The sequence below is a fragment of the Ruegeria sp. CK2 genome, from assembly GCF_056536585.1.
Map to the genome: position 1 here is coordinate 192,022 of NZ_JBQFPW010000004.1, position 13,488 is coordinate 205,509.

At 56.8% G+C, this 13,488-nt stretch carries 16 protein-coding genes; 9 read left to right on the top strand and 7 right to left on the bottom strand.

The window, feature by feature from the left end; all coding sequences use genetic code 11:
* Positions 1-56: 56 nt before the first annotated feature.
* From ACR0BU_RS08635 to rpsF, 4 genes are all read right to left on the bottom strand, one after another.
* Positions 57-542, bottom strand: coding sequence for a transglycosylase SLT domain-containing protein (locus ACR0BU_RS08635; RefSeq protein WP_480736842.1), 486 nt, complete (start codon positions 540-542; stop codon positions 57-59).
* Positions 543-696: 154 nt separating this feature from the next.
* The gene (gene rplI, locus ACR0BU_RS08640; RefSeq protein ID WP_299887200.1) at positions 697-1,317 is read right to left on the bottom strand and encodes a 50S ribosomal protein L9; all 621 of its coding nucleotides are present in this window, start codon (positions 1,315-1,317) and stop codon (positions 697-699) included.
* A 12-nt stretch (positions 1,318-1,329) separates the two neighbouring features.
* Positions 1,330-1,557 (bottom strand): 30S ribosomal protein S18, encoded by a 228-nt coding sequence (gene rpsR, locus ACR0BU_RS08645; protein WP_058310770.1) that lies wholly within the window; start codon positions 1,555-1,557, stop codon positions 1,330-1,332.
* Positions 1,558-1,585: 28 nt separating this feature from the next.
* Positions 1,586-1,939, bottom strand: a complete 354-nt coding sequence (rpsF, locus tag ACR0BU_RS08650) for a 30S ribosomal protein S6 (protein WP_298936108.1) — start codon at positions 1,937-1,939, stop codon at positions 1,586-1,588.
* 286 nt (positions 1,940-2,225) lie between these two features.
* On the opposite strand from rpsF, the gene ACR0BU_RS08655 reads away from it, so the two are divergent.
* Both ACR0BU_RS08655 and ACR0BU_RS08660 read left to right on the top strand, forming a co-directional pair.
* Entirely contained in the window at positions 2,226-2,744 is a 519-nt protein-coding gene (locus ACR0BU_RS08655) for a hypothetical protein (RefSeq protein WP_298936107.1), read from the top strand.
* 125 nt (positions 2,745-2,869) lie between these two features.
* The gene (locus tag ACR0BU_RS08660) at positions 2,870-3,442 is read left to right on the top strand and encodes a YceI family protein (protein ID WP_298936106.1); all 573 of its coding nucleotides are present in this window, start codon (positions 2,870-2,872) and stop codon (positions 3,440-3,442) included.
* A gap of 67 nt (positions 3,443-3,509) precedes the next feature.
* On the opposite strand, the gene ACR0BU_RS08665 is transcribed toward ACR0BU_RS08660, so the two are convergent.
* A complete protein-coding gene (locus ACR0BU_RS08665; RefSeq protein ID WP_480736843.1) occupies positions 3,510-4,736 on the bottom strand; it encodes a cytochrome b/b6 domain-containing protein in 1,227 nt (408 codons plus the stop codon).
* 175 nt (positions 4,737-4,911) lie between these two features.
* Here ACR0BU_RS08665 and fabD point away from each other — a divergent pair, with 175 nt between their 5' ends.
* The 7 genes from fabD to mltG all read left to right on the top strand — a co-directional run bounded on the left by fabD (position 4,912) and on the right by mltG (position 11,251).
* Positions 4,912-5,850 carry an ACP S-malonyltransferase gene (fabD, locus tag ACR0BU_RS08670; protein WP_480736845.1) on the top strand — a complete coding sequence of 313 codons (939 nt, stop codon included), beginning with the start codon at positions 4,912-4,914 and terminating at the stop codon, positions 5,848-5,850.
* 42 nt (positions 5,851-5,892) lie between these two features.
* On the top strand, positions 5,893-6,630 hold the full coding sequence (gene fabG, locus ACR0BU_RS08675) for a 3-oxoacyl-[acyl-carrier-protein] reductase (protein ID WP_299887211.1): 738 nt from the start codon (positions 5,893-5,895) through the stop codon (positions 6,628-6,630).
* Between the two features lie 210 nt (positions 6,631-6,840).
* Complete coding sequence (locus ACR0BU_RS08680) at positions 6,841-7,074, top strand: acyl carrier protein (protein ID WP_008756330.1); 234 nt, start codon at positions 6,841-6,843, stop codon at positions 7,072-7,074.
* 138 nt (positions 7,075-7,212) lie between these two features.
* Positions 7,213-7,752, top strand: a complete 540-nt coding sequence (locus ACR0BU_RS08685) for a GNAT family N-acetyltransferase (RefSeq protein ID WP_480736847.1) — start codon at positions 7,213-7,215, stop codon at positions 7,750-7,752.
* Between the two features lie 122 nt (positions 7,753-7,874).
* Positions 7,875-8,618, top strand: coding sequence for a 1-(5-phosphoribosyl)-5-[(5-phosphoribosylamino)methylideneamino]imidazole-4-carboxamide isomerase (locus ACR0BU_RS08690; protein WP_298936096.1), 744 nt, complete (start codon positions 7,875-7,877; stop codon positions 8,616-8,618).
* 206 nt (positions 8,619-8,824) lie between these two features.
* On the top strand, positions 8,825-10,090 hold the full coding sequence (gene fabF / locus ACR0BU_RS08695) for a beta-ketoacyl-ACP synthase II (protein WP_480736848.1): 1,266 nt from the start codon (positions 8,825-8,827) through the stop codon (positions 10,088-10,090).
* Positions 10,091-11,251 (top strand): endolytic transglycosylase MltG, encoded by a 1,161-nt coding sequence (gene mltG / locus ACR0BU_RS08700; RefSeq protein WP_299076142.1) that lies wholly within the window; start codon positions 10,091-10,093, stop codon positions 11,249-11,251.
* A 104-nt stretch (positions 11,252-11,355) separates the two neighbouring features.
* Here the strand turns inward: mltG and ACR0BU_RS08705 are convergent, their stop codons facing one another.
* Together ACR0BU_RS08705 and ACR0BU_RS08710 are read right to left on the bottom strand one after the other, a co-directional pair.
* On the bottom strand, positions 11,356-12,618 hold the full coding sequence (locus ACR0BU_RS08705) for a DEAD/DEAH box helicase (RefSeq protein ID WP_480736850.1): 1,263 nt from the start codon (positions 12,616-12,618) through the stop codon (positions 11,356-11,358).
* 325 nt (positions 12,619-12,943) lie between these two features.
* Positions 12,944-13,480 (bottom strand): winged helix-turn-helix transcriptional regulator, encoded by a 537-nt coding sequence (locus ACR0BU_RS08710; RefSeq protein WP_480736852.1) that lies wholly within the window; start codon positions 13,478-13,480, stop codon positions 12,944-12,946.
* Positions 13,481-13,488: the final 8 nt, after the last annotated feature.

Here is a 13,488-nt window from a genome sequence, read left to right on the forward strand (position 1 = left end):
TTATCACTGTGTGGCCTTGGCTGCTGGTCAAATCCAGAGGTTTTGGGCTCAAAACGCTAAGGCGCAGGCCTCAAACCCGTTTCCACCAACATGCCGCGGGCCTTAGCTTCGGGGTAGAAACCTTTCGCATAAAGAAAGATCGCCCGTTGTTGGTTTCCATCGGACAAAAGCCATGCGCCGTGCAGGTATTTTCCCGCAAATTCCAGGTTTGTATCTGCATTCAGCAGGCCCTCGGCATTGCCTGAGTAGCCCATCGAGCGTGCAGTAGCGGGTAAAATCTGCAGCAGGCCATAATACGGGCGGTTGACGGCCCAAGGACGATGCGTGCTTTCACGGATCGCCAGTTTATGAACCAATTCGCGCGGCAACTCATAGTGATCGGCCCATTTGTTGATTGAGGCGCGCAATTCCGGAGTTTCATTTGGATAGAGTGGGGGATCAAACGTCTGCGGGTCCCCGCGAGACACTTCTGCCCCGCCACAGGCGGCCAAAGGGGCCATAAGCAAGATTGCTGTAAGATGGCGACGCGAGAATACTGCCATGTTGATCTCCAAGCTGCGCGAGATGATGATATGGATCGAATGTCAAACCGCAAGCTTATGGTCAAAATCTGGCCAAATGTTGCTCGTCCCGAACACTCATAAAAAAAGGTCGCGCAAAAGCTGCGCGACCCTCAAATTTTAGAAGTCAGGGCGATTAGGCCTTGGCTTCGTCTTCTTCAGCCGGAGTTGCTTCGGGTGCCAGATCTTCGTCTTCCGATGCGGCCGAGCCGATATCGTCAAACAGTTCGGCGATCTCGAATTCAGCAGCGGCTTCTTCTTCAGCTGCCAGCTCCTGGATTGATTTTCCGGACGCTTGTAGTTCGGCTTCTTCCTGCGAGCGGGCGACGTTCATGCTGATTTCGACTGTAACTTCGGGGTGCAGACGAACCGCGACAGTATGCAGACCCAGATCCTTGATCGGAGCAATCAGGGCGACCTGTTTTTTGTCGACGGAGAACCCTGCTTCTGTGGCGGCGTCGGCTGCATCACGCGGGGTGACCGAACCGTACAGAGCGCCGGAATCTGAAGCCGAGCGAATCACGATGAACTGCTGACCGTCCAGCTTTTCAGCCAGTGCATCAGCTTCTTTCTTGGTTTCCAGGTTGCGCGCCTCAAGCTGCGCTTTCTGGGCTTCGAACGAGGCGATGTTGGCCTCGGACGCGCTCAGCGCTTTGCCTTGGGGCAGCAGGAAGTTGCGGGCGAAGCCAGGCTTCACGTCAACGACGTCGCCCATCTGGCCCAGTTTCGCAACACGTTCTAGAAGGATAACTTGCATGTCAGTCTCTCCTTACTTCACGGCGTAGGGCAGCAGGGCGAGGAAGCGGGCGCGCTTGATAGCACGGGCCAGTTCACGCTGCTTTTTTGCCGAAACGGCGGTGATACGCGAGGGAACGATCTTGCCGCGCTCGGAAACATAGCGCTGCAGCAGACGGGTGTCTTTATAATCGATCTTTGGCGCGTTATCGCCCGAGAACGGGCAGACCTTGCGGCGGCGGAAAAATGGTTTTGCGGCCATGGTTTAGTGTCCTTTCTTCAGGCTTTGATCAACGGCGCTCGCGGCGGTCGCCACGTTCGTCACGCTTCTGCATCTGAACCGACGGGCCTTCGACGTGGCCGTCGACCTTGATGGTCAGAACGCGCATGACGTCATCATGCAGACGCATCAGGCGCTCCATTTCCTGAACGGCGCCAGCGGGGGCGTCGGTCTTCAGGAAGGCATAGTGGCCTTTGCGGTTCTTGTTGATCTTGTAGGCCATCGTCTTGACACCCCAGTACTCGCTGTCGACGACATTGCCGCCGTTGTCAGCCAGAACGGTGCCGAAATGTTCGACGAGGCTTTCTGCCTGCGTGTTGGACAAGTCCTGACGCGCGATCATTACATGCTCATACAGTGGCATGTTTACTCCTGTTTATATCGAGGCGCATTTCAAAGGCGGGGCCAGTTCGTCCTTCGCGACCCTGCCACGAGAGGCTGCGCGATTCATAAATAGTGCGAAGGATGGCCCCGTATACACTTTTGTACGTCCGTAGCAAGCCCTGCCACAGATGCCTTCGAGACGCCGCCCAATTTCCTTTAGGCCGCCCAATTCCTGACGCTTTTCGGCTCAAAGTTGTTTCGCATACCGGGCACGACCCGGACGGATAAAAAACCTGAGACGGTATCGTTATATAGGGCGAAGTGTTATGACCGCGATGAACACTAATACATTCCAAGAACAAGCGTCAGGCACGCGTTTCGACCACTCTGTGCCCTTGATGATTTCATTTGCACCAAACTGGAAAGCCCGCTTGATCCTGTCGCGTGTTTTCGGCGCGTTCTTGATCCTGTCGGCGTTTTCCATGTGGCTGATGCCGGGATCGGTGGTTGGTGCAGATGTCTGGCCGCTGAAGCTGGCGGCATCGATGTTGTTTCTGATTGTTGGTGTCAGTCTTCTGACCATCGAAATTCTGGATCCTCGTCCTGACGCCTATTTCGATCCCATTCGTCAAGAAGTTCGGGTGTTGCAGAAGAACGAGGAAGGGCGCCCGCAAACTGTACTGCGCCGCAGCTATGACACCTTGGGCGGTGCCCGCTTCGACGATGATGAGGTGCAGCTTTATGACGTGGACGGCAGCCTGCTGATGAAACTACCGCTGCAATCGGCGGATGTCAGCCGAGCGCTGAAAGGGCAACTGAGCCAGAGCGTAACAATTTTCGCCTAGATTCTATTCTGTTCAAAAAGGAACAGACTCTGTGAATCGAAAGTACTTGTGTGCCGCCGTTAGGCGGCACATTTTGTTTTTGAGCAACCCAAACGGTTTGCAAACACAAAAACGCGGAGATTGTCATGAAATCCACCCTTCTTGCTGCTGCACTGGCCGTATCGGCGACGTCGGCATTCGCCAGCGCCGAGAAATACGTTCTGGACCCAAGCCACAGCCAAGTCGTTTTCAGCTATGACCACCTAGGTTTTTCGACCACCACCGGCATGTTCTCGGGGTTTGAAGGCGAAATCCTGTTTGATCAGGAAAACCCTGCGGCATCTTCCGTGAACGTATCCATGCCGGTGCTTGAGATGTTCACGGGTTGGAAGCCGCGCGAAGATCATTTCATGACCGAAGATTTCTTCGGCGCGGCCGAGGGCGACATGATCACGTTCGCTTCGACGGGTATCGAAGTAACCGGTGAAGGCACAGCCAATATCACCGGCGATTTGACCATGAACGGTGTGACGAAGTCGGTCGTTCTGGACGCCAAGCTCAACAAGGTTGATCAACACCCGATGGCCAATAAGCCTTGGGCTGGCTTCAATGCCACCACCACTGTTACGCGCAGCGAGTTTGATCTGGGCCAGTTCGCGCCCTTTGTCAGCGATGATGTGCAGATCCAGATCTCGGTTGAGGCGCAAAAGGCCGATTAACCCTGCCTTTCAGACACCAAAAAGATCGCCGGCGGCCTTCGCCCCGGCGGTTTTTTCATGATTGGAACTATTCGCCTCGGGTCGCTGTCAATTCGACTGCGACATTCACGGCGAAGGCAAGCGAATCCTCCGCGGGCATCTGAGCTCCGATGTCAAAATCCAGACGGTTAAGTTCAAGCTCGCCAAGCATCGTTGCGCTGTTGTCCTGCAGTTCAAGTGTAAAAGGCAACACCACGTCGAGTGTTTTGTCGCGAATGGTCAGAGGGCCGCGCGCTTCGTAACCGGCATCGGTTTTGAACAAATCGGCGTCAAATCGCGCGGTCGAAAACTGACCACTGTCGAAGAAATCGGCGCCCATGGCCTGATCAGTGACCGTGCCCAAGGCAAGCGATCCGATGGCCACTGCCACGTCGACCGAACCCGCAAGCCCAGGCTCGGGCGGATCGTCAAAAGTGATGGCAGCAGTCCACTCGGCAAATGTGCCAGTCACCGGGCTGCCCAATTGAGTGATGGTTATCGAAAGGGTGCCTTCCTGAACCTGCCAGTCTGATTGCACCGCTTCCAGTTCAGCAGATTCGATGCCTTGGGAGGAGTGATCTGAGAAGATACCCATGCTCCAACCGCCTGCCAGAACGGCTATCCAAACGGCAAGACCAGCAACGGCTGGAACAATAGAGTGATTCTGCTTGGGTGGTTCGGGTGCTTCGGACCGACCAGGTAGCATCCGGCGCAGAGTGCTATCTTTATCTACTACATGGTGCTTGAGGGCACCCATAATGTGTAGCGCCAAGGAGCCGACCAATACCCAAATGAACAACCAGTGCAGGCCAGCGGTTACCTCGGCTAGATATGCGGATTTGGGTACAAATGGCAGATTTTGTCCGAAGGGCCACAAGATTGGGGCGAAACCTTCGGCTGCGGCGTGGTGGGTCCAACCGGTCAGCGGCACCAGAACCAATGACGCATACAGCATCCAATGTACGATCTCAGCGGCGAAAGCCTCGGGTTTGTTTTCTGCGTTCAGAAGGCCTGGCTTGGTTTGCGTCATTGCCCACAAAATTCGGGCAAGCGCCACAACGAACACCGTAACGCCAACCGTCTTGTGCAGCGAAAACAACTGAGAGGCCGCTGCGATGTCTGCTTCGGTTGTCGGAATTGTCGGGTCATAAATGGCGTGCGCCAAGTTATTGGAGATCCAGCCAAGGGGTAGGGCGGTGAAGATCAATAATGCAGTCAGCCAATGGAAGGCTTTGGTCACGCTGCCGTAGCTGGAGAATGTATTGGTCGAGGACATTTCTTGACTGCTCCGGGGTTGCTCGGTTGAGCCTACACTAATGCCAACCAGTTGAGGCACAAGCCTGAGGAAATGCACAGCCAGGGTGCCAAAATGCAGGGCAAACGCAATGCTTGTGCCGCGACCCATGTCAGTTTACACCCCGCCGCAACTTGACGTCATCCATGAGGTTGCAATGACACTTGCGTTCGTTTTTCCCGGGCAGGGCGCCCAGGCCATTGGAATGGGCAAAGCATTGGCTGAGGCATATCCTGCCGCACAGGCTGTATTCGATGAGGTGGACGAAGCGCTGGGGGAGAAGCTGAGCAGCTTAATCTGGGAAGGCGATATTGCCGATCTTACACTCACCCAAAACGCACAGCCGGCACTGATGGCCACATCAATGGCCGCGATGCGCGCGCTGGAGGCTGAGGGCGTTTCGGTTACCAACGCATCATTTGTGGCCGGTCACTCGCTGGGTGAATACTCGGCACTGGCCGCAGCGGGGGCGTTGACCGTGGCCGACACAGCGCGTTTGTTGCGCACACGTGGTCAGGCGATGCAAAGCGCGGTGCCGGTCGGGGAAGGTGCGATGGCGGCCATCTTGGGGCTGGACCTGGAGGTTGTGCGCGCCGTTGCAGATGAAGCAGCGCAAGGCGAAGTCTGTCAGGCCGCAAATGACAACGATCCGACGCAAGTCGTGGTGTCCGGATCCAAGGCTGCGGTTGAACGCGCGGCTGAGATTGCCAAAAACAAGGGTGCAAAACGCGCAGTGATGCTGCCGGTTAGTGCGCCGTTCCATTGTGCATTGATGCAGCCTGCCGCAGATGTGATGGCAGAAGCTTTGTCCGCTGTCGAGATAGTGGCGCCTGCGGTGCCCTTAATCGCAAATGTGCGTGCAGACGTAGTCAGCGACCCTGACCTGATCCGGCAATTGCTGGTCGAGCAAGTCACTGGGTCAGTCCGCTGGCGCGAAAGCGTGCAATACATGGCGGCCCAAGGCGTGACCGAGACATGGGAAATTGGTGCGGGCAAGGCGCTGTCGGGCATGATCCGAAAGATTGACCGTGCCATTGCGGGCAAGGCTGTGGGCACACCGGAAGACGTACAAAAGGCTATCGAGGCCGAATCGTAAGCTCAAAACTCGTCACAAAAGACGAACCAAGAGGAAAACCGAATGTTTGATTTGACAGGTAAGAACGCGCTGGTCACCGGTGCATCTGGCGGCATCGGCGGCAATATCGCGCGCGCTCTGCATGATGCAGGTGCGACCGTAGGATTGTCCGGCACACGGGTCGAACCTCTGCAGGCTTTGGCGGATGAGCTGGGCGAACGCGCCCATGTGCTGCCTTGCAATCTGAGTGACTCTGAGGCGGTTGCAGCTTTGCCAAAACAAGCGGCCGAGGCCATGGGGTCCGTCGACATTCTTGTAAATAATGCGGGCATCACGCGGGACAATCTGTTTATGCGTATGTCAGACGATGAATGGCAGAGCGTCATTGACGTGAACATGACGGCCACCATGAAACTGTGTAAAGGCGTGATCCGCGGGATGATGAAATCTCGTTGGGGCCGGATTGTGAACATCTCGTCCGTTGTGGGGGCGATTGGCAACCCCGGTCAGGCCAACTATGCCGCGTCCAAAGCTGGAATGGTTGGCTTTTCCAAGGCTTTGGCACACGAAGTTGCCACACGAGGCATAACCGTGAACGCCGTCGCCCCAGGCTTTATCACAACGGCGATGACCGAAAAGCTGACAGAAGAACAAAAAGCAGGCCTGTTGCAGCAAGTGCCTGCCGGACGTATGGGTGAGCCCTTGGAAGTTGCAGCCGCCGTCGTGTACCTGGCTAGTCCTGAGGCTGCTTATGTTACCGGAAGCACCTTGCATGTGAATGGCGGTATGGCCATGTTGTGAACGCAGTAAGGGGCAAGTGCGAAAGCGTTTGCCTCTTGCGTCGACTGTGCTATAGGCGGCGCATCTATGCAGGGGTCGGTCGCTAAGGTCGGCCTTCTACTTTCCCGGAAAGCCGGGACCCTAACCGCCCGGAACGGGCAAACCAAAGCCACCCCGAGCGGGCAAGGGCAGAACCGGGCGTACCGCCCTGAAATGGAATGAGGAATAGACATGAGCGACGTCGCAGATCGCGTTAAAAAGATCGTTGTTGAGCACCTGGGTGTTGAAGAAGACAAAGTAGCTGAAAATGCTTCCTTCATCGACGATCTGGGCGCAGACAGCCTGGACACCGTAGAACTGGTTATGGCCTTCGAAGAAGAGTTCGGCATCGAGATCCCCGACGACGCCGCCGAGACCATCCAGACCTTTGGCGACGCCGTCAAATTCATCAGCGAAGCGTCCTAAGCGTTTCGAAGTCAAAGAAAACGGCGCTTCCGGGCAACGGGAGCGCCGTTTTTTTGTGCCTGCTCTGAATTCATGCTTGCGCAATGCTTTGACGCTTTGCACTGTTTCCCCTGAGGCATAATTCCAGGCGGGCAGGGCATGATAAGATCCACCCCGATGATAAACACGGCCCGCTTGACGCTATGCGCTATGCGGCCAGAAGATTTCGACAGGTTCGCCGAGATTTGGCGCGACCCTTGTGTGGTGCGCCATATCGGTGGGTTACCGCGATCGCGCGGAGAGGCCTGGGATTCCTTTTTGCGGAATGCTGGCCATTGGCATATGGCCGGTTTCGGGCAATGGGGTGTTCTGCAGCAATCGAATCGCAAGCTGATCGGGCAGGCCGGATTCTTCTATGGTAACCGCGACATGGGTGATGATTTCGATGGGTTCCCTGAGGCCGGATGGGTTTTAGCGCCTGAGGTGCAGGGTCAGGGCTTGGGGTATGAAGCAGCACAGGCTGCGCATGACTGGTTCGACCGGATCATGCCAGGGCCCCTGGTTGCAATGGTCGACGCGACCAACGGTGCGTCGCAAAAGCTTGCGAAAAAGCTGGGTTATGTGCTGTTGCGCGAAGCGGAATACAAGAACACGGCCGTGCATCTGTTGCGGCGGAACGGGCCGCCGGCCCGAGTGTGATTCCGCCGCTACTCTGACATGCCGCAAAATGCTCAAACTGTGCCGATCTTGTAGAATCGGGATGATCTTTCACGTGTATGGTATGCTGGATTTTCAGAGCGATTGAGCGGAGGAACAAGCTCATGAGGATTTACCCCACGATGGAATTGCAGAACGGCCGGTGTGTCACGCTGGACAAAGGCCGTCTGGAACAGGCGATGATCTGGCATGTGAATCCAACCGAAACGGCGCGCAGTTGGTCTGCGGCCGGGGCCGAATGGATGCACCTGACGGATTTCGATGCAATCGAAGGTCGGAATACCAATGTCGAGCTGGTCGAAGAGATCATCCGCACAGCGGAAATGCCCGTGCAACTGGCCGGTGGGATGCGCACCCGTGAACAGGTGGAGCACTGGATCGACAAAGGAGCCGGGCGGATTGTTATTGGTACGCTTGCGGCATGGGATCCGAACCTGGTCAAGGAATTGGCCAAGCTGTACCCGGATCAAATCGTGCTTGCCGTAGATGTGTGGCGGGGGTTTGTGATGACCGAAGGTTGGCGCAGTCAAAGCGCGTTTTCGCCTGAGGCATTCATTGATGCATTTGCCGACACGCCGTTTGCGGCCATTCTGGTCACCGATATCGATAGCGATATGGAAGACATCGAGGCGCAATTGGGCCTGATTTCGGGTCTGGCGCAGCACTCCCGCACGCCAGTGATCGCCAGCGGTGTGGTGCGCACATCCGACGATATTTCGAGACTTGCCTATATCCCTAATATCGCAGGTGCTTTGGTGGGGCGGTCCTTGTTCCGCAAAACCGTTGACCTATCCGAAGCGCTGGAAGTTGCAACAGCTGCACACGAGCGCGTGGCCCAGTTTCAGTAACTCCTGAACGGTTTGCGATCTGCCTCTCCCGTTTCATGGAGAGGCGGCTTTTTCGTTCTATCGGCATGAGCAGACAGGCATCGACCGTTTTGTACGCCGCCATCGGCGACAGGATGCCGGTGCGGAACATGCCGTTGCTCTTGCCCCCGGACCCCGGGCCGGGGTATGAGCGGTTCTCATAACAGGAAGCAGGCAAGAGGCACTTCATGCGCAGAGTCGTTGTAACCGGTCTTGGATTGGTCACTCCTTTGGCCAGTGGGGTTGAGGAAACCTGGTCGCGGCTGCTGGACGGAGAATCCGGCGCGGGACCAATCACGCAATTCGATGCCGAGGCAAGCGGGGTCACAACGACCTATGCCTGCGAAGTCCCTCGTGGTGATGGCACAAATGGCACGTTCAATCCGGATGACTGGATGCCACCGAAAGAGCAGCGCAAGATCGAGGATTTTATCCTTTATTCTATCGCTGCAGCTGAAATGGCTTGCAAAGATGCCGACTGGCTGCCCGAGGACGAAGAAGATCGCCTGCGCACTGGCGTTCTGATTGGTTCAGGCATTGGTGGGCTGGGATCGATTGCAAACACTGCGAACTTGATCCGCGATAAAGGTCCGCGCCGTGTGTCGCCATTCTTTATTCCGGGTGCTTTGATCAACCTGGCCTCGGGTCAGGTGTCGATCCGCCACGGGTTCAAGGGACCGAACCATTCAGTCGTAACCGCCTGTTCGACGGGCGCGCACGCGATTGGAGATGCCAGCCGTATTATCCGCGCAGGCGATGCTGATGTGATGATCGCCGGCGGTGGTGAAGGCTGCATTTGCGAGATCGGAATTGCCGGGTTCAATGCGTGCAAAGCGCTCTCGACGAAATACGCTGACAATCCCAAAGCCGCCAGTCGCCCTTACGACGTAGACCGTGACGGCTTTGTCATGGGCGAAGGGTCAGGCATCGTGGTTCTTGAGGACTACGAACACGCCAAGGCCCGCGGTGCCAAGATCTATGCCGAGGTGTTGGGCTACGGCATGTCTGGTGATGCATATCACATCACAGCCCCAAGCGAAGACGGTGATGGTGCTGAGCGTTCAATGAAAGCCGCGCTGCGCAGCGCTGGGTTGGAGCCGACCGATCTTGACTACATCAACGCTCATGGTACTTCGACCATGGCGGATACGATCGAGTTGGGCGCGGTAGAGCGCTTGCTCGGAGATCACGCCAGTGAGGCAACAATGTCGTCGACCAAATCTGCCACCGGACACCTATTGGGGGCTGCGGGCGCGATCGAGGCAATATTCTCGATCCTTGCCATCCGCGATCAGGTTGCGCCGCCAACGATCAATCTGGACAATCCGGCGGTTGAGACTGCACTTGATCTGGCACCCAACGCAAAGCGTGAGCGCAAGATCGATGTGGCTTTGTCAAACTCGTTCGGGTTCGGCGGTACGAATGCCAGCGTGATCTTTGGAAAGGTTGGATAAATGTGGCGGGCTCTTGCTTCTAATATGCTGACCGTTCTGGTTGTCGGCCTGTTCCTGGCGGGCGGGCTGATCCTTTGGGGTCAAACGCAGTACAAAGAAGAGGGCCCGCTTGAAACCGCGATCTGCTTGCAGGTCAAAAGCGGTTCGAACATGACAAATGTCAGCCGCGAGCTGGAGGATCAGGGCGCGATCAGCAATGCCACGATCTTTCGCATGGCCGCAGATTACACGGACAGATCACAGCAGTTGAAAGCCGGCAGTTTCCTGGTGCGTGAAGGCGCGTCGATGGAGCAGATCATCGGCGAGATCACGAGTAGCGGCGCCAGCACATGCGGGTCCGAAATTGAGTACCGTATCGGTGTCACACGCGCCCAGATCCGGGTTCGTGAGTTAAACCCGGCAACGCTGGATTTTGAGGACGTGGCGTCGTTTGACGCCTCTGAGGAAGAAATTCCGGCAGCGTACACTGAAAAACGGGAAGAGGCTGATACGCGATATCGCATCTCTCTGGCGGAAGGCGTGACCTCGTGGCAGGTGGTCGAAGCGTTGAAAGCAATTGATGCATTGACCGGCGAGGTGTCTGAGATTCCGGCCGAAGGTATGTTGGCACCCGACAGCTACGATGTGACGTCTGGCCAGGATCGCGCTGCGGTCCTGCAAGCGATGCAGGACAAACAACAGCTGCGGATCAATGCCGCCTGGGAAAGCAGGCAGGATGGCTTACCGTTGGAAAGCCCAGAAGAGATGTTGATCCTGGCCTCGATCATCGAGAAAGAGACAGGTGTTCCGGAAGAGCGGGGACAAGTTGCCAGTGTCTTCGTGAACCGGCTGAACCAAGGCATGAAGCTGCAAACGGATCCAACCGTGATCTATGGCGTCACCAAAGGTCAGGGGTCGCTGGGTCGCGGTTTGCGCAGAAGTGAGCTGCGCCGTGCAACGCCTTGGAACACTTATGTTATCGACGGTTTGCCGCCAACACCGATTGCTAACCCCGGTCAGGCAAGCCTTGAAGCTGCTGTCGCGCCAGAGCAGACGAATTTCGTGTTCTTTGTCGCGGATGGGACCGGTGGTCACGCCTTTGCCGAGACTTTGCAAGAGCATAACCGCAACGTTGCGAAATGGCGTGAAATCGAAGCGGAACAACAAAGCTCTGGAAACTAGAGCCACCGGTTAGAATTGCCGACCGGTTCAGAATATATGCTCGCGCGAGCCTATCGCCAGCGCGAGCATTGTTTCGCAGCGCGAACCAAATTTAGGCCGCTACACTAGGCTGCTGGCCGACGCTTTGGGCGGCGGCGCTTTGTATTGCCGGGCTTGGGGCTTCCATTGGCTGCCTTCGGTTTGAAGTTGCGGCGACGACTGTTTTGGCGCTGCGCAGGCTTCTTGGTCTCGATGTATTCCGGCATTGTGCCGCTGGCGACTGGAATATCGGCTTTCATCAGCTTTTGAATTTGACGCAGCAGCTCGACCTCTTCGCCCGAGCAGAAGGCGATTGCCTCGCCCTCACGACCGGCACGGGCGGTGCGGCCGATGCGGTGGACATAGTTGTCGGGCACCTCGGGAAGGTCATAGTTGATCACATACGCCACGCCGGGGATGTCGATGCCGCGCGCGGCGACGTCAGTGGCGACGAGGATGTTGATCTCGCCGGAACGAAAGGCCTTGATCGCGCGGTCGCGCTGACCCTGGCTTTTGTTGCCGTGGATCGAGGCGGCATTAAACCCATCTGCGACCAGTCCCTTCATCAGTTTCTCGGCACCGTGTTTTGTGCGTGAAAAGACCAGGGTTAGGGCATCCTTGTCCTTCGACAGGATCTCGCGCAATTTGATGGGTTTTCCGGGTTTGCTGACGAAGTGGAGCGACTGCGTGATCTTGTCAGCGGCCTTGCCCGGAGGCGAGACCTGAACCCGCTGAGGGTTATTCAGATAGGCGCGGCTGAGTTCCTCCATCTGTTTCGGCATGGTGGCCGAGAACAGCATGGTCTGGCGCGGCGTGCCCAGTTCCGGCGCAATGCGGCGCAGAGCGTGGATGAAGCCCATATCGAGCATCTGGTCGGCCTCATCCAGCACTAGATGCTTGACCGAGCTCATATCAACGGCGCGGCGATCCATCAGGTCGATCAGGCGACCCGGCGTGGCGACGAGGATGTCGGTGCCGCGCGATAGGAACATGATCTGTTTGTTGATCGACTGGCCGCCCACAACGGTAGCGACCCGTAGTTTCGTGTTCTTGGTCAGGTTGCGCAGGCTGTCGGCGATCTGGTTCACCAGCTCGCGCGTGGGTGCAAGGATCAGCGATTTGGCCATTTTGGGCGCGGGTTTGCCGGGCTGGGCCAGCAGGTGATCGATAAGTGGCAGGCCAAAGGCGAGTGTTTTGCCGGTACCGGTTTGGGCGAGGCCTAGGATATCATGACCCTCAAGCGCCAAAGGGATGGCCTTGTTCTGGATCGGTGTCGGTTGGGTCAGTTTGGCATTTTTCAGCGCGTCGTTCAGGGCGGGCGCGAGGCCCAGCATGTCGAAGTCGAACAATTAATATTCCTTTTTGATCCACGGGGTCAGCCCGCAGACATATCGTGACTGGCCACGCAAAGCGCGTGACCGACAGGGGTTGTGCGAGACCTCGGGACGTGCAGGCTTTTCCTGCCGCATCTGGCCATCGCGTTAAGAACCCTGCGTGAATGGGAACTGGAAATAGGTTTGGCGCTGTGGGGCTGGTTACGGCCCGCCGATGCTCACGCGTCAGCGCTGTGTTAGGGGCCAGATGAGGGTTTGACCCAGAAATGTCAAGCGCAGGCTTGGGTGGGACGCGTTGCTGGGCCGCAAATGACACATGCACCAAGGCAAAGGTCTTACCTCAGAGGAGAAGGTCAACAACCCGACTGATTGCGGCCCCTGTATTCACAGCTTTGTAAGTTGGAAATGGCATCCGACCCGAGGTTACAATGTCGCGCCGGATCCAATCTTGCGCCTCTAGCTGATGCAGGGAAGACGACAAGGCTCGATCTGTGATCGGTGACAGATCTGACTTGATCATTGAAAACCGATAGGGGGAACCGGTCAGCGCCAGGATTGGTACAGTCCATGTTTTGCGAAGTAGCCCGAATTCCCTTTCATCAGGCACTGTCTTAACGAAGGATTGAGCCATTTCAGCGGCCTGATGCCCAGTTGTGGTCAATCGGAACTCTGGGCGGAGCGGGTGACCGTGACCTGGGTTTCTTTCGATCATGCCAAGCTGAACAAGGTGCGCGAGACTGGACGCGAAGGCCGTTCTGCTGGCGTTGGTGGCGGCCAGAAGCGGCGCCTGTCGACCAGGAAGCCCTGAATGCAGTAGGGCCAGAATGTTCAGTGACCAGGCGCGAGAGGTCAGCTTGACAAGTGTACTAATGTCCATAAAGTATA

Excerpts from the sequence above, each read along its gene's own strand:
- fabG (WP_299887211.1), top strand. The coding sequence starts at position 5,893 with ATGTTTGATTTGACAGGTAAGAACGCGCTGGTCACCGGTGCATCTGGC.
- rpsF (WP_298936108.1), bottom strand. The coding sequence starts at position 1,939 with ATGCCACTGTATGAGCATGTAATGATCGCGCGTCAGGACTTGTCCAAC.
- fabD (WP_480736845.1), top strand. The coding sequence starts at position 4,912 with ATGACACTTGCGTTCGTTTTTCCCGGGCAGGGCGCCCAGGCCATTGGA.
- ACR0BU_RS08665 (WP_480736843.1), bottom strand. The coding sequence starts at position 4,736 with ATGTCCTCGACCAATACATTCTCCAGCTACGGCAGCGTGACCAAAGCC.
- rplI (WP_299887200.1), bottom strand. The coding sequence starts at position 1,317 with ATGCAAGTTATCCTTCTAGAACGTGTTGCGAAACTGGGCCAGATGGGC.
- ACR0BU_RS08655 (WP_298936107.1), top strand. The coding sequence starts at position 2,226 with ATGACCGCGATGAACACTAATACATTCCAAGAACAAGCGTCAGGCACG.
- ACR0BU_RS08660 (WP_298936106.1), top strand. The coding sequence starts at position 2,870 with ATGAAATCCACCCTTCTTGCTGCTGCACTGGCCGTATCGGCGACGTCG.
- ACR0BU_RS08635 (WP_480736842.1), bottom strand. The coding sequence starts at position 542 with ATGGCAGTATTCTCGCGTCGCCATCTTACAGCAATCTTGCTTATGGCC.
- fabF (WP_480736848.1), top strand. The coding sequence starts at position 8,825 with ATGCGCAGAGTCGTTGTAACCGGTCTTGGATTGGTCACTCCTTTGGCC.
- mltG (WP_299076142.1), top strand. The coding sequence starts at position 10,091 with ATGTGGCGGGCTCTTGCTTCTAATATGCTGACCGTTCTGGTTGTCGGC.
- rpsR (WP_058310770.1), bottom strand. The coding sequence starts at position 1,557 with ATGGCCGCAAAACCATTTTTCCGCCGCCGCAAGGTCTGCCCGTTCTCG.
- ACR0BU_RS08680 (WP_008756330.1), top strand. The coding sequence starts at position 6,841 with ATGAGCGACGTCGCAGATCGCGTTAAAAAGATCGTTGTTGAGCACCTG.
- ACR0BU_RS08685 (WP_480736847.1), top strand. The coding sequence starts at position 7,213 with ATGATAAGATCCACCCCGATGATAAACACGGCCCGCTTGACGCTATGC.
- ACR0BU_RS08710 (WP_480736852.1), bottom strand. The coding sequence starts at position 13,480 with ATGGACATTAGTACACTTGTCAAGCTGACCTCTCGCGCCTGGTCACTG.
- ACR0BU_RS08690 (WP_298936096.1), top strand. The coding sequence starts at position 7,875 with ATGAGGATTTACCCCACGATGGAATTGCAGAACGGCCGGTGTGTCACG.